This is a genomic window from Siphonobacter sp. BAB-5385, from assembly GCF_002261125.1.
Taxonomy (GTDB): Bacteria; Bacteroidota; Bacteroidia; order Cytophagales; family Spirosomataceae; genus Siphonobacter.
Genome location: NZ_NMPS01000164.1, coordinates 1 through 15064 on the forward strand (window position 1 = coordinate 1; position 15064 = coordinate 15064).

A 15064-nucleotide genomic window follows, 5' to 3' on the forward strand; every position below is an offset into this window, starting at 1 on the left:
AGGAAGTGAGCGGCGTTCGCGATACGGACTAAATAACCAGCCGTGTTTGCGGGACGAAACAGTGACTCTGCAATACGGGAAGCCCTAGTATTTATTAAATGGATCATTATAAAAGTAAAACCATGAAATCTCATCTTTTTCCAGCCCTCAAGCTGACTATACTCACGATTCTCTTTTTCTGTATCGTTTATCCCGCATTCGTTTGGGGCATTGCTCAACTAAGTCCGACGAAGGGTAACGTAGCCTGGGTCGAGCATAAAGGCAAAGTCGTAGGGGCGGCCTTAATCGGTCAGTCTTTTACGCAGGATGATTACTTTCAGGGCCGTCCGTCGGCGGCCGGATACAATGCCGCCAGTTCCGCCGGTTCGAACAAAGGCCCGTCTAACCCCGACTATTTGAAAGATGTACAGGCTCGCATCGACACCTTTCTGGTTCATAATCCTGGCGTAAAAAAAGCCGATATTCCTGCCGATCTGGTTACGGCTTCGGGTTCCGGCCTCGATCCTGACATCAGCGTACCGGGAGCCTTAGTACAGATTCCCCGCATTGCCCGGCTTCGGCAGATTTCCGAGGAAAAACTCCAGCAACTGGTTAAAAACCATACGCAGCGTTCGCTAATCGGGGGTGTCGAAACGGTGAACGTTCTTCAACTCAACGCAGCCCTTTAATTTCTTTTCCTGGTGTCTGGTACAAACCCTTTGATACGATGGCAAATGCGTTCAATCTCAATAGCCTCATATGCCCTGCGGGGAAAACGCAGACCAGACATTGAATCTTTCTTTCACTCCCTTTTCAGTACCTATGAAAACCCTTCTTACTGCTTTCGTACTTAGTGCTTCCGCCCTGACCGTTCAGGCCCAGTCGGACTCCACGAAGGCATTGACGATCAGTGGCTACGCTGAAGTATACTATGGTTACGATTTTAACCGTCCCGCCAATCACCTTAGCGATGGCTTTCTGTACAATCATAACCGTCATAATGAATTCAATCTGAACCTGGGCTTCATCAAAGCCGCTTACCAAACCAACCGCGTCCGTGGTAACCTGGCTTTGATGGCGGGTACCTACGCCCAGTATAACCTGGCAGCCGAACCCGAACTTCTGCGTCACGTATTTGAAGCGAATGTAGGCGTAAAACTGGCGAAAGACCTCTGGCTGGATGCCGGAATCATGCCTTCGCACCTTGGCTTTGAAAGTGCCATTGGTAAAGACAACTGGACGCTGAGCCGTAGTTTACTGGCCGAAAACTCGCCGTACTACGAAACCGGAGCCAAACTTTCCTATGCCACGGGCCAGTGGTCGCTGTCCGCCTTGGTGTTGAACGGATGGCAGCGAATCCGGCGGGTCGATGGAAACCAAACACCCGCGTTTGGTTGGCAGGTACAATACAAACCTTCGGATCGCGTAACACTCAATTCCAGTAGTTTTATCGGGAACGACAAGCCCGACTCGACCCGACAGATGCGGTACTTCCACAATTTCTACGGCATTTTTCATCTGAGTTCCAAATGGGGTTTGATTGCCGGATTTGACAGCGGCTGGGAGCAGGCATCGAAGGGCTCCAGCGATTACAACTTCTGGTACTCGCCCGTGGGAATTCTGCGGTTTGCGGCGACGGATCGCTTCGCTCTGGCCGCTCGCTTTGAGTATTATGAAGATAAAAAAGGCGTGATCATTGCTTCGCCCGCTCCCTTTCAGGTATACGGATATTCGCTGAACGCTGATTACCGAATTTCGGATCAGGTGCTGGCTCGGCTGGAGGCTCGTCAGTTGAGCAGTTCGGAAAACGTGTTCCAGAAAAACGGGGGCTATACGGATCAGAGTACCAGTATCAAAACGTCGATTTCGATTGCGTTTTAGTAGCCTTTGAGCCTCCCGAAAGCTCTGGCATTTTCGGGAGGTGTTTTCATGGAAAGCTAATTACTTTTCCAAGGGAAAAACTTGCTTTCCCTCAGGAAAAAATGACAATTTTTAATCCTTTTCATCCATACGATCATGGAAAATTCCACCCGCCATTTTCTGGAACTCCTTCAGCAATCCCGGCGGGGAAAGTTTAAAGTCTACATCGGGATGAGTGCGGGCGTAGGCAAAACCTACCGGATGTTACAGGAAGCCCATACCCTGCACCGCAACGGCGTAGACATTCAGATTGCATTTGTCGAAACCCACGGAAGAGCCGAAACGGAAGCCCTGGTAACGGGGCTTCCGATGCTGGCCCGCCGGAAGGTATTTTATAAAGGAAAGGAACTGGAGGAGATGGATTTGGCGACGGTACTGGCCATCCATCCCGAAGTAGTACTGGTCGATGAGCTGGCTCATACCAACATTCCCGGCAGCAAAAACGAAAAACGCTGGCAGGATGTCCTCGAAATTCTGGACCAGGGCATTAGTGTCATTTCCGCCGTGAATATTCAGCATTTGGAAAGTCTGAATGAAGATGTCGAACGCATTTCGGGCGTACCCATTACCGAACGAATTCCCGACCACGTATTGCGGCTGGCTGACGAAGTCGTCAACATTGACCTCACAGCCGATGAACTCATTGCCCGTTTACAGGAAGGAAAAATCTACCATCGGGACAAGGTTCAGCAGGCTTTGCGTAATTTTTTCCAGTCCGAGAAAATCCTTCAGCTCCGCGAACTGGCCCTGCGGGAAGTAGCCACGCAGGTCGAACGAAAAATTCAGAAAGAACTCCCCGGTACCGCCGAACCCGAGCGGTTTATGGCCTGTATTAGCTCCTCGGCAGACACCGCCCGCCGGATTATCCGCAAAACGGCCCGGCTGGCCTCGTATTACAATGCCCAGTGGGTGCTGTTGTACGTGCATACGCCAAAAGAAAACCAGAATAATATTTCCCTGGCCCTGCAACGTCATCTGATTAATAACTTCAAACTTGCAACCGAACTGGGAGCCGAAGTCATTCAGCTGCACGAAGACGATATTGCCCAGGCCATTACGACAACTGCCGAAAAACACCAGATTACGACGGTCTGCATCGGCAAACCACACCTGAGCTTACTTCAGGTGATCTGGCGTACCAATATATTCAGCCGACTGCTTAAACAACTGAGCGAGTCGGACATTGATTTGATCCTATTATCATGAAACTGAAGGCAAAGCTTTCGCTGGGATTGTGGTTTTTGTTTCTGGTCAGTTCCCTGCTGGGCGGACTCGGCCTGTATTTCCTACGGGAGCTGGCTCAGGATTCGCAGGACATTCTTAAAGCCAATTACGAATCCCTGAGCTACGTGGAGCAGATGACCAGCTTCATTGATAGCCGCGAAGACCGTTCACGCGTGACCGATATGCAGGAATTTGAAACGGCTTTGCGAAAACAGGAGCAAAACGTAACTGAAGTAGGCGAGCGGAACCTTACCCATCAGCTTCGATTGGGCTATACGCAATGGCAACGGGATACGAGTCAGTTTTTTCCCCTGAAAAGCTTACGCGAACCCTTGCACCGAATCTCCGAACTGAACCGACAGGCTATTTTTCGTAAGAGCCAAACGGCCCGTCAGACGGCCGATACCGCTCTGTTACTCCTCAGTTGTATTGCTACCTTCTGCCTTCTGGTGACGTTTTCGTTTGCCATTAACTTTCCTTCCTTCATTGCCAATCCGATTCGGGAACTAACCGGAAAAATCAAGGAGGTTGCCGCCCGTAATTACGCGACCCGGCTGGGTTTTCGTTCGGATGACGAATTTGGCGAACTCGCCGCCGCCTTCAATACCATGGCCCAGAAACTCGACCAGTGGGAAAACAGTAATCTGGCGAAAATTCAGTTCGAGAAGCGACGCGTGGAAACGGTAATCGCTTCCATGCCGGAAGCTATTATTGGTCTGGATGAAAAACGGACGATTCTGTTTGTGAACCCACTGGGACTTTCGCTCCTGGGGATGAAAGAGTCCGATCTGGTAGGTAAATACGCCCCCGATGTAGCCGTACGGAATGATCTGCTCCGCACGCTGTTGCAGGGCGACCGCGATGAACTGAAAATCGTGATGGAAGGGCAGGAGGGCTACTTCAGTCGCGAAACGCAACCCGTTAAAAACGGAGATACGCAGATTGGTGAAGTCATTGTACTCCGGAACGTTACCCGCTTTCACGATCTGGATCAGGCAAAAACCAACTTTATTGCAACGGTATCTCACGAGCTAAAAACGCCCATTTCAGCCATTAAGATGAGTCTGCAATTACTCACCGACAAGCGGGTGGGTGACCTCAACGAAGATCAGCAGCAACTCGTGTCGAGTATTCAGAGCGATGCCCAGCGGCTCCTGCGGATTACGGGTGAACTCCTGGAACTCTCGCAGGTGGAAACGGGCAATATTCAACTACAGATTGCTCCCGTATCCGCTGAAACGATTCTTTCCCTAGCCCAGGAAAGCGTTCGAAGTACGGCGGATCAACGACACGTGCAACTGGCCGTTCAGGTACCGCCTACTCCTTTATCCGTACTGGCGGATCCGGAAAAAACGGCCTGGGTACTGATTAATTTTCTTACTAACGCCATTCGGTACAGTCCGGAACAGGGAACTGTACAGATCATTATTCGACAAGTGGATCAATGGGCGGAATTCTCGGTACGCGATCAGGGGCGGGGTATTGAGGCATCGTACCTCAACAAGATCTTCGAACGGTATTTCCAGATCCCGAATGGCCAGGGCAAAACGGGTACGGGCCTGGGTCTGGCCATCGCCAAAGATTTCATCGAAGCTCAGGGCGGTAATATCTGGGCTCAAAGCGAGGGGTTGGGATATGGCAGCTTATTTGCCTTTCGATTACCGCTCCATACGTAACAAAAAAGCCTCTGGAAATCAGAGGCTCTTTTGTTAGGAATTCCTTAAAGCAAGTCCCACTTACCTGATTCTCTTCGTCCTTTTACGCTTGGCTTCTCAGAACGACAAAGCTTAGGAGCAAGCCTGATGAATGTCATGGATTCCTCGTAAAACCATCTCTACTTTTGCTTTCACTACCTGCAGAAATCGGATACTTTATCTCCTTGAATTCTGTAATCTTTCACCACAACCGTAAAGCATAAATTCATGACGAAAACATCGGTCCGAAAATTGGCCAAAGGCTGCTACGAACACATCGGTGGGCAGCTCGGTAAGCTTCTACTGGAAAAGTTTCTAAAAGAGGGTTGGCTTACCAAAGACGCCGCTGGGGACAAGCATTTTTATATGACCGAAAAAGGAACCCTGGAGTTTACTAAACTGGGTATCGACTTATCACTAATTAAATCCTGAACACCATGAATCTCATCCATGATTTTGATAACTTCTTTCTCCCGGCCGACAACCTTGAAGAAGCAAAAGATTTTTACAAAAACAAACTAGGGCTTGAAATGAAGTTCGACTTTTCCGACAAAGGAATGACAGCCTTTAAAGTCGGTGACAACGAACCGGCTATTATCCTTAACCGTATGCCGAATGCAAGTCCTGCGATTTGGTTTACCGTAGACGATGCTCAAAAGGCATATGAGGTACTCCAGCAAAAAGGGGTACATTTCCTAAGTGAACCTTTCGAAATAGCGACTGGGTTTGCGGTCGAATTCAGTGATCCGTTTGGTAATAAGCTTGGGATAACGGATTATTCGAAGATCAACGCATCAAGCCAGTCAATGACGAAGTAGTAGAATAAGATAATTATACTCCGTGTAGTACTATTCATTTTTGTCAGGAGATGAGTCCTTACCACCCTAAGACCTTCTACAAATAAGCGGTTTGTCAGATGCGAATTCCAAATCACGCTTCACATGTGTTATCAGGTTATCAAACCTTGAATTGCCTGTGATCTCATACGAACAGATACTATTTATAAAGGATAATACAAGTTTTTTTGATTGTAAAAATACGTATCATTGTATCATAAGTTTTAAGGGAGCAACAAATACGTTTAGAAGGATACTGCTGCAACCCTTCTTCACCACATGCGGCAGGTACGATGTTATAACCAGTATTATAAAATGGGTTAGAGTCAAGCTAAGTTTATTTGTCCTTGATTCTAGTTAACATTACGTAGCATTGATAAGAAAAGCTGTTAATCTTACGCTCTAAACCTCAACCTATGAAACCTCTATTTATTAACCTTTTCGTAATATTCCATTCCCTTCTACTAGATTCAACCTTCGCATCAGCACAAGGTAGCAAGCCTTTTGTCATTAAGGGTCGACTCCTCAATGCACCTTCGCAGTACGTATATTTTAATCAGGGAAATGCTGAAGATTCCTGCTTAACTGATAAACAGGGATATTTTACATTTCGGGGAGAAAACGAGGAAGAGTTAGAATACAGAATCATAAGTAAAATTCCTAATATTAGGAATATTCCCCTCGCTTTACATAACCAAACGGTGCATTTGGTTATTGATGGAACTAATAAAAATGCTTATGCTCCACTAGGCAGTATAAAAATGGATGGATCACCCTCATCATATGAACTTAATTATAATATAGGCGTCATTACTAATCAATTTTCTAAGCAGTTTAAGGTTCTCATCAATGAATTAAATTATTTAAATTCCGTTGGTGATAGTATAGCGATAAGTAACAAACAGAAAGAGCTGGACAAAGCAAGAATAAACTGGTTTTATGCCAGTAAAAAGGGTGTAGATAAAGCAATTAGCCCGGTGACTGCTTTTAATCTTTTAATTATTATGGAAACAGCCATGTATTCTGTCCCAGAGGATGACCAGCTTAAAAATGACCTTACTCAATCGTACAATCATGCCAGAAACAGGTTTTCAAAATCCAGATTAGTACAGGATCTATATACTGCCTTTGTCAAACAAAATACTATTTCACTTACCTTAAAGAATATAAATGATTTACCCTTTAAATTAAGAAATGAACAAAACGATACAATTTCATACGAAATGTTTAAAGGAAAATTGATTCTTGTCGACTTCTGGGCAAGCTGGTGTAAACCATGTCGTGAAGAGAATCCTATTTTAAAAAAGGCCTTTAGTTTATACGGAAAAGACAATTTTACGATTGTCAGCATTTCAATAGATAAGGAGGAGCAGAGAAAAAATTGGATTGCTGCTATAGAATCAGATGGGATTGGCGATTGGACCCATTTGATCAATGATTTTAACTCAGCATACAATGTAATCGACCGGTATGTCATTAACGCCATACCTTCAAACTTATTAATTCGACCCGACGGCACGATCGTAGAAAGAAATCTGCGAGGTCAGAAATTAATTGATGCGATTGGTCAGTATTTAAAGCCTTAAATCGTATATGCTTAAACAAACTACTACGCATTTGCGGTAGCCACAACTGCAAATGCTGCAGTAACAGTATTTGGAACTATCCTGCAAAGGGTGTAGATAGGCTAATCATGCATCTAATGATCAGAGTATTTCGAGCGAAATTGTTGCCGAAGGTACTCTTACGGCTTATTAACAATCAGCATACTTATAAAAGAGTGCTAGACAGTCAATGAAGGTCTTTTTACAAATACGCTACTTGTTTTATAAGCCCCTAGTACTAGTAATGATGATAGCACCAGGACTACCCATATACCCGTACTATTCAAACTTTTTGTGAGGTGTTGGTTTTTAGAGTTGATTTTGTACTTCATCAATTTCGTTTCCACAGTAGCTACATCGTCTACAAAATAGCTTCCTTTTTCATAGTAGGGCTTAATGAGCACTTTTCCCGTTTGGTCTACATAACCAACTTTACCATCAGCGATTACTATGGCTATTCCGTTATAAAATGGAGACACCTTGTCATAGATACAAGGTACCATTAAAACGCCCTGATTGTTAACAATACCCGTTTTTTTATCTTTTACAATCGAGTAATCTTTCAAAGCCTCGATCACGTCTGTATACACAAAAGGAACCAAAACTTTATTACTAGCATTAATTAGACCCCACCCTTCATCTGATCTCGCCCAGATAAAGTTACTATTTTCAGATTTTTTAAATTCAGTATACGTTAAAGGTATAATGATCTTACCATCAAACGTATCAACAAAGCCAACTTTGTTAGTTAACTGTATTTTACTTAGGTGATTAAATCTCTCAAATCTGTTCGTGTCAATTAAATCATAAATTAATGGCACTGCTAACTCTAAGCTATCTCCTAATAAGCCATATTTATTACCTTTTCTTACGATTTGCAGCGTATCTTCCATAAAGCTGTACTTCCCTCTACTCTCAATAAAGTCAAATTTTCCAGGCATAAGAAAATTTCCACTATGATCTATATAATTACTGGAATTGTTCGATAGTTTTACATAAGCAATTCCTTTATAAAAATCATTTACATATTTGAATCTCTTTTCAGAAAAAATTTTCTTATTAGATTTATCAATAAAGTAGCTAGATTGTGTCGAATCATAAACTGCCGCTAATCCCTCTGAAAAGTTAGATACATATGGATACATGATAGGTATTACAATTTCTCCTTTTTTATTGATAAAGCCTTTTAACCCTTGGTAATCAAAAAGGTAGGCCGTTCCTCTTTTACTTTTTACAACTCTTGCTATTCCATCATGGAATGAATCAATATTATCGTAATAATTATCAGTAATCCGGTGCCCCTTTTCATTGCACAAATAGGCTCTCCAGGAATTTCTATAAAAGATCGTGTCGTTATCTTTTAAATGCGGCGTTCTGATATATTTTCTGCAAATAAATACACCTTCACTTAACACGACTTCGTCGTACTTTTTTACCCACTTATATTTTTGAGCAAGTACAGTATCTTGAGTGGTACGGCTATGAATCACAACTTCCTTTTGTGAGTAGGCCGGGCTTGTGAAACCGAATAAAAGGATAAATAGTAGTACCAAATTGAAAAAGGAGGCAGACAGATTAGGCAGATATAGCATTTTCTTCATCAATTAAGTTTTGGGAAAATACTTATTTATACGTTATCCACGCAACTTAATATTAATTTATTGCGAAATTTTATCATTTAAACTTGCTGCTTCTTTAAACTTATTTCAAGTATCGCAACCTCAAGTATTAAAGTAGTTGTACTTATGAATTCCATTCTATTGCAAAGGCATTTATATCTATTCAAATAATTAAGATATATCCTATCTCAATTATTGCTCAATAGAATAACGGGACTTTAAGGGAAAGTGTAACTAGAAGTAATCTATGAATCTACCAATTCAACCCAGTGAATAGAAACCTAATGGAAAACATGATTGTAAATTAGTGGTTCAATCGGAGATATAGAGCCGAAGAAATCAAATTCATTTTATTCGGTCGAGTAGACGCCTGTAACCGTTGTTACGAAGTTTATGGCAGCCAGCCTTGTCGGTATGTCCTAATGGGAAACGTTTTCTTCTCTTTTAAAAGGGCCTTAAATCTGGCAGCAAGAGGCTAACAAAAAAAGACAAAGCAGCCGATTGCTACTTTGTCTTTCGAAGTCGGGATGGCGGGATTCGAACCCACGACCTCCACGTCCCGAACGTGGCAAGCTACCAGCTGCTCCACATCCCGCTGATGTGATCGAAATCTTGCCGTTTTAGCTAATTTCGGAGGGCAAAGGTACGATCTCTGGCGAGAATTCGCAAAATCAGGAACGTAAAAATTCCTGTCGGTATTGCAGTGGAGCCAGCCCGGTGGTTTGTCGGAATTGCCGGTTAAAGTGCGAAATATTCCCAAATCCACTCTGAAAACAAACTTCCGAAACCGTCAGGTCACCATCCGAAAGCAAAAGCTGACTGGCGTACCGAATGCGATACTCGTTCAGCGAATCGATAAAGGTCTTTTTCGTGACTTTCTTGTAATAGCGACAAAAAGACTGGGGCGTCATGTTAATTAGCTCGGAGATGGTTTCCAGACGAATCTCCTGCCGGAAATGCTCGGCCATGTACGCGTAGATTTTATTCAATCGTTCGTAATCCGTTTTCGGCAATTGGGCAAAAAACTGACTGGTATCCAGCGTATGTACTTCCTGACTATCGGCCAGCGTATGGAGCAAATCAAGCAGGCCCAGCAACCGGTGAAAATGGTTATCTTTCAGCAGATACTGCATTTCCTTCGTGGCCCGTTCCGCCGTTTTACCGTAAAAATGCAAACCGGATTTAGCTCGTTGCAATAAACGGGCAATGGGTAAAAATTCAGGCTTCCGGAAAAATTCAGGACCTAAAAATTCTTCCTTGAACTGAATGACAATCGAATGGGCCGGGTCCGTATTGTTCTCGTTTTTCCAGTAATGAGGCACGTTGGGCCCAATCAGTACTAGATCGCCCGCCTCAAAATCCGATACATTCGTACCCACAAAGCGTTTACCCCGGCTCGAAAGAATCAGCGTTAACTCAATTTCAGGGTGAAAATGATACGGAGCATCGAAGGCTTTCAGAACGTGCTCGCGAAAGGTAAAAGAACTATCAGGTAAAGCATCTATGTGTTCAAAAGATGGCTTCATCTTGTATGATTTTGATCCTTGATTTAACAAAACTATAGATTCTGGGTAGTATTACATAAGGTTCTGTTCAAAATATATGCACACTGCTTTTTAATAACTTTTTGAACGTTATCAACTATACGAAATAAAAATACCGCAGAAAGTTGCCTTGGCAAACTTCTGCGGTAAACAAACGTAGTACTTGGTATTATTTGCCAGCTCCGGATTTCAGTAAAGACTCGTAGCGATTCATGTCTTTGAAAAGCTTGAGTGATTCCCGGATTTCGGGATCTTTACTGAACGAATGTTCGCGTACTCCTTTTTGCAGGTAGTATCGTAGGATGACTTCCTGTTCCAGCATGTACCGGATTTCATCTTTGAATTTCAGAAGATCCGAATCTTTACTGTGAGCAAATTTGGTCTTCAAAACCTTCAGCTGCTCCTGTACCACATCGTAGTATTTTTCTTTTCGGGCGGACGCTTCCAGTTCCTCGAATTTCCGTTCCACGTCAGTTGTGTAATCGTAATCCTTGTCGCTCAGCCACTTCACAAATTCCTGATACTCCGCATCCGAAAGGCTGAACTCACGACCGTCTTTAATACTGGGGTGTTCTGACCGGTATTTGTTAGCGTAATCGAAAATGTAGCCTTTCCGTAAAAGACTCACCAGAATGGCCGACTGTGCCGGACGATCTACGGTAACGTCCGGAGCAATGCCCCCGCCGTCATACACCGTACGACCGCTTTTCTTGGTCTTAAACGCCGTTTGCAGGGAATCGGGAATTTTCCCCACTGATCCATCCGGATTCCGGTGACCGTAATCAATGGCCTGAATACAGCGACCCGAGGGAATGTAGTACTTGGCCGTAGTGATCTTGAGTTTGCTGTTGTAGCTCAAATCACGCGTGATCTGTACGAGACCTTTCCCAAAGCTTCGCTGACCGACCAGTACGCCCCGATCGTAATCCTGAATCACGCCGGCTACAATCTCGGCAGCCGACGCACTGCGGCTATTGGTCAGTACGACCAGCGGAATTTCGGCATCCATGGGTGGATTCAGGGCCGTGTAGGTTTTGTTCCATTCGCTGACTTTTCCTTTGGTACTGACAATTTCAGAATCTTTATTGACGAAGATGTTTGAAATATCTACCGCCATATTCAGTAGCCCGCCCGGATTGTCCCGCAAGTCCAGGATGACTTTTTTCATTCCTTTTCCTTTGAGATCGGTGAAGGCCTGGCGTACTTCCTTGGAAGCCGTTCCGGTAAAATCTTTCAGGTCAATGTAGCCTACTTCCTGATCAATCATGCCGTAGTAGGGGACATTCGTCATTTTCACCACATCCCGCCCTACGCTGATTTCCTCGGTATTTTGCTGGCCGTATCGCCGGATGCTCAGTTTCACGGTTGTACCCGTTTGCCCTTTCATCAGCTTATCGACGTTCATGCCGGGCTTTTTAATATCCAGGCCATCGATTTTCAGAATCTCATCCCCAATGCGAATTCCCGCTTTTTCGGCGGGTGTTCCTTCGTACACCATGAGTACCGTAAATCTGCCCTGTCGTTGCTGCGTTAGGATACCGATACCGTTGTATTTGCCGGTCGTCATGGTCATATAATCCTCGATATCGTCTTCGGGGTAATAGACTGTATACGGATCCAGATTTTTAAGCATCGCGTCGATGCCCGTCCGAATGGTTTTATTCGGATTCACCTCGTCCACGTAATACGTATTGAGTTCTTTAAACAACGTAGCGAAGATGTCGAGATTCTTCATGATCTCGAAGGTCCGCTCTCCCGGGTCCGTGAAGGAAAACAATCCGAGGCCTCCGACCAGGCAGGTAGTAAGAATGCCGACTTTCAGAGCGGTACGTTTCATGCGAATAAGGGCTGGCGATGAAATCCTGTTTTTAAGAACAATTTAGCGATTTTTTTTCAATTTTCGGTTATCTAACGGCGAGATTTGCAAATTCGCCGGAGACTATTGCCCGTTTTCGCCTTAGGGAAGCGTCGGTGTACTGGTTTTCCCGAGTTGTTTGAGTACGAATTTCATCTTTTTCTCGATGTCAGCGAAAGGCAGGATTTCTTTGGCTACGTACACAAAAGCAATCGCCACGGGTACCGATTCGACCTCCGTAATGAGGGCTTTATGCAAGCGATACGCTTCCCGCATCCGGCGTTTAATTAGATTTCGATCAACCGCTTTCTTGAAGTTTCGCTTGGATACGGATACCAGAATCTGCGGAAGCGGAGCCGTACCGGAAGCCGGCAAGGCATTCACTTTCAACGGATAACTGAATACACCCATACTCGTATTGTCCTTCCGGGCAAACAGCTGGTCAAGCATTTTTTTGCTTTTCAATCGTTCCGTTTTCCGCAAACGCTGATCCATGGGTCGGGCTCTAAGTAAGAAGGTAATCGCGATACCTGCGTTCGGATTTCTTCTGAATGAATGGAAATGAATGAACGGCAAAGATACGGCGAAAGTACCGCAGGCCGTTCCAGAAATAAGGAAGCACCCCAAACCGATGTCCACGATGTCTGCCAAACAAATACTCTTAGTCGAAGACGATCAGCGTTTATCCGAAAGCATTTCGCGAACGCTCACCCGTAAAGGATACGAAGTATCGCCGGTTTTTGACGGTACGGCCGGATTACAGGCGGCCCTGGGCCAGCGATACGATCTCGTCATTCTGGATGTGGTTCTGCCCGGTCTGGATGGCTATGCCATTTGCGGTGAACTCCGTCGGCAACGCCCGCGGCTACCCATTCTGATGCTCACGGCTCTGGATGATACGGAAGATCGCCTGCGGGGCTTTGAACAGGGCACGGACGACTACCTCGCGAAGCCCTTCGATATTCGTGAACTGCACGCCCGTATGCTGGCCCTGCTTCGCCGGAATGAGTTCATGGACGAGATTCCGATGCAAACCCGGCTTCAGATCGCCAATCTGGAAATGAACCTGTTGAGCAAAACCGTCACCCGGGATGGCGAAAAGCTGGAGCTGACCGCCAAGGAATACGCGTTGCTGGAATACTTACTGCTGCATCAGAATCAGCTTATCACCAAAATGGAACTGCTGAAAGAAGTCTGGGGCCTGAACTTTGATCCGGGTACCAACATCGTTGAGGTCTACATTGCCTATCTGCGGAAGAAAGTCGATCGTCCCTACGAACCCAAGCTCATTCATACCAAACCCAGCCAGGGATACATTCTCCGGCCCGAGTATTAATTATGTTCATTCGCTACAAACTGGCCTTGCTGTTTTCACTGGTCGTGGCCGGATTACTGACTTTATTTTCGGCCGTGATTTACCAGATTTCCGCTTCGTACCGCGAGGAGGAGTTTCTGGGCCGACTGGAAAACAAGGCTCGCACAACGGCCCGTTATCTGATGGATGTCAAGGAAATCGATAATGATTTGCTGAAAATCATCGATCAGAATTCGCTGACGTCCTTATTCGAAGAACAGGTTCTCGTGTTCGACGAGCATAATCGATTGCTGTATTCGAGTCTGGACGATCAGCCGCCCCAGTATGATCCCGCCTTGCTGGCTGAAGTACGCGAAGAAAAGCGGGTGGAGCAAAGTTCGGCCAAAATTGACCTGATTGCCCTGGCTCTGCCCTCAAGTCTGAAAGCTTCGGGCAGTGAATACGTCGTGCTGGCTTCGGCCTACGATAAATTCGGTAAAAGCAAGCTTATTTATTTGCGAAATACGCTGATGATCTGCTGGGTCGTGGGCGTAGGACTGACCGTAGTCGTCAGTGGTCTGCTGGCGGGTTTGTTTCTGCGGCCCATCGCCACGATTAATACCCAGATTCAGCAGATTACGGCCCAGAATTTGAAAGAGCGTCTTCCGGAAGGCAATGGGCGGGACGAAATGGCTCAGCTGGCGATCAACTTTAATCAGATGCTCAACCGGCTTAACCTGTCTTTTGAACAACAGAAGAGCTTTGTATCCCACGCTTCGCACGAACTCCGAACGCCCCTGGCGGCCATGAAAACCGATATTCAGTCGGGTCTGGAAGAAGCCTTATCCTCGGAAGAATATCGCCTGATCCTGCGGGATCTATTTCAGGATACGCAACGTCTCATTGGCTTAACCAATGGACTTCTGCAACTGGCTCGTCCGCTGGACCCGGTACTCCGCCGGAAACTGATTTCCATTCCTGAATTATTGCTGGACATTTACGCGGAACTCAGTTCGTTGCGAAAAGCTCAAAAGCTGGTCTTTGAGCCCGTACTCGATGAACGCCGAGAGCTTCTGGTACCCGGTGACGAAGCTTTGCTAAAGACTCTTTTCACGAATCTGATTGATAACGCCTGCAAGTACTCGTCTACGCACGAAGCATTCATTCGGATTGGAAGCGATGCAACCCATTGCCTGATCGCCATCGAGGATAAAGGTATCGGCATCCCGCCTGAAGATCAGGAACGGGTTTTCGGACCTTTTTTTCGAGCAAACAATGCGTTGATTTATAGTGGGTATGGCATTGGCCTGGCCGTTAGTCAACGGATTGCGGAATGGCACGGAGGCAGCATTTCGCTCCATAGTACGCTGGGGCAGGGGAGTACCTTTACCGTTCGATTACCCCTGAGCTAAAGGCCCTTTGCCCGTTTATTTTAACATCGCTCGAAATGCGAACTTTATCCCGGTAATCAGCATATTCGCCGCTTTGAAATTTG

The 15064-nt window shown here is 45.5% G+C and carries 13 protein-coding genes and 1 tRNA gene; 9 read left to right on the plus strand and 5 right to left on the minus strand.

Annotated elements, in window-relative coordinates:
- Positions 1 to 122: 122 nt before the first annotated feature.
- The 7 genes from BWI93_RS16375 to BWI93_RS16405 all read left to right on the plus strand — a co-directional run bounded on the left by BWI93_RS16375 (position 123) and on the right by BWI93_RS16405 (position 7239).
- On the plus strand, positions 123 to 668 hold the full coding sequence (locus tag BWI93_RS16375) for a K(+)-transporting ATPase subunit C (protein ID WP_094813235.1): 546 nt from the start codon (positions 123 to 125) through the stop codon (positions 666 to 668).
- Positions 669 to 801: 133 nt separating this feature from the next.
- On the plus strand, positions 802 to 1860 hold the full coding sequence (locus BWI93_RS16380) for a porin (protein WP_094813237.1): 1059 nt from the start codon (positions 802 to 804) through the stop codon (positions 1858 to 1860).
- Positions 1861 to 1995: 135 nt separating this feature from the next.
- Entirely contained in the window at positions 1996 to 3105 is a 1110-nt protein-coding gene (locus BWI93_RS16385; protein ID WP_094813199.1) for a histidine kinase, read from the plus strand.
- A complete protein-coding gene (locus BWI93_RS16390) occupies positions 3102 to 4799 on the plus strand; it encodes an ATP-binding protein (protein ID WP_094813201.1) in 1698 nt (565 codons plus the stop codon). Before BWI93_RS16385 ends, BWI93_RS16390 begins: the two co-directional genes overlap by 4 nt.
- Positions 4800 to 5045: 246 nt before the next feature.
- Positions 5046 to 5249: an ArsR family transcriptional regulator gene (locus BWI93_RS16395; protein ID WP_094813203.1), complete on the plus strand. Its 204-nt coding sequence runs from the start codon at positions 5046 to 5048 to the stop codon at positions 5247 to 5249.
- A 5-nt stretch (positions 5250 to 5254) separates the two neighbouring features.
- The gene (locus BWI93_RS16400; RefSeq protein ID WP_255157918.1) at positions 5255 to 5635 is read left to right on the plus strand and encodes a VOC family protein; all 381 of its coding nucleotides are present in this window, start codon (positions 5255 to 5257) and stop codon (positions 5633 to 5635) included.
- A gap of 434 nt (positions 5636 to 6069) precedes the next feature.
- Positions 6070 to 7239, plus strand: a complete 1170-nt coding sequence (locus tag BWI93_RS16405) for a TlpA disulfide reductase family protein (RefSeq protein ID WP_094813205.1) — start codon at positions 6070 to 6072, stop codon at positions 7237 to 7239.
- A gap of 197 nt (positions 7240 to 7436) precedes the next feature.
- On the opposite strand, the gene BWI93_RS16410 is transcribed toward BWI93_RS16405, so the two are convergent.
- The 5 genes from BWI93_RS16410 to rnpA all read right to left on the minus strand — a co-directional run bounded on the left by BWI93_RS16410 (position 7437) and on the right by rnpA (position 12770).
- Positions 7437 to 8858, minus strand: a complete 1422-nt coding sequence (locus BWI93_RS16410) for a WG repeat-containing protein (RefSeq protein WP_094813207.1) — start codon at positions 8856 to 8858, stop codon at positions 7437 to 7439.
- 540 nt (positions 8859 to 9398) lie between these two features.
- Positions 9399 to 9471 (minus strand) — tRNA-Pro (locus BWI93_RS16415).
- Positions 9472 to 9547: 76 nt separating this feature from the next.
- The gene (locus tag BWI93_RS16420) at positions 9548 to 10402 is read right to left on the minus strand and encodes an AraC family transcriptional regulator (RefSeq protein WP_094813209.1); all 855 of its coding nucleotides are present in this window, start codon (positions 10400 to 10402) and stop codon (positions 9548 to 9550) included.
- Positions 10403 to 10589: 187 nt separating this feature from the next.
- Positions 10590 to 12257, minus strand: coding sequence for a S41 family peptidase (locus tag BWI93_RS16425; protein ID WP_094813211.1), 1668 nt, complete (start codon positions 12255 to 12257; stop codon positions 10590 to 10592).
- A gap of 120 nt (positions 12258 to 12377) precedes the next feature.
- Positions 12378 to 12770 carry a ribonuclease P protein component gene (rnpA, locus tag BWI93_RS16430; RefSeq protein WP_094813213.1) on the minus strand — a complete coding sequence of 131 codons (393 nt, stop codon included), beginning with the start codon at positions 12768 to 12770 and terminating at the stop codon, positions 12378 to 12380.
- Between the two features lie 145 nt (positions 12771 to 12915).
- Here rnpA and BWI93_RS16435 point away from each other — a divergent pair, with 145 nt between their 5' ends.
- Entirely contained in the window at positions 12916 to 13611 is a 696-nt protein-coding gene (locus BWI93_RS16435) for a response regulator transcription factor (RefSeq protein ID WP_094813215.1), read from the plus strand.
- Between the two features lie 2 nt (positions 13612 to 13613).
- The gene (locus BWI93_RS16440; RefSeq protein WP_094813217.1) at positions 13614 to 14981 is read left to right on the plus strand and encodes a HAMP domain-containing sensor histidine kinase; all 1368 of its coding nucleotides are present in this window, start codon (positions 13614 to 13616) and stop codon (positions 14979 to 14981) included.
- Positions 14982 to 15064: the final 83 nt, after the last annotated feature.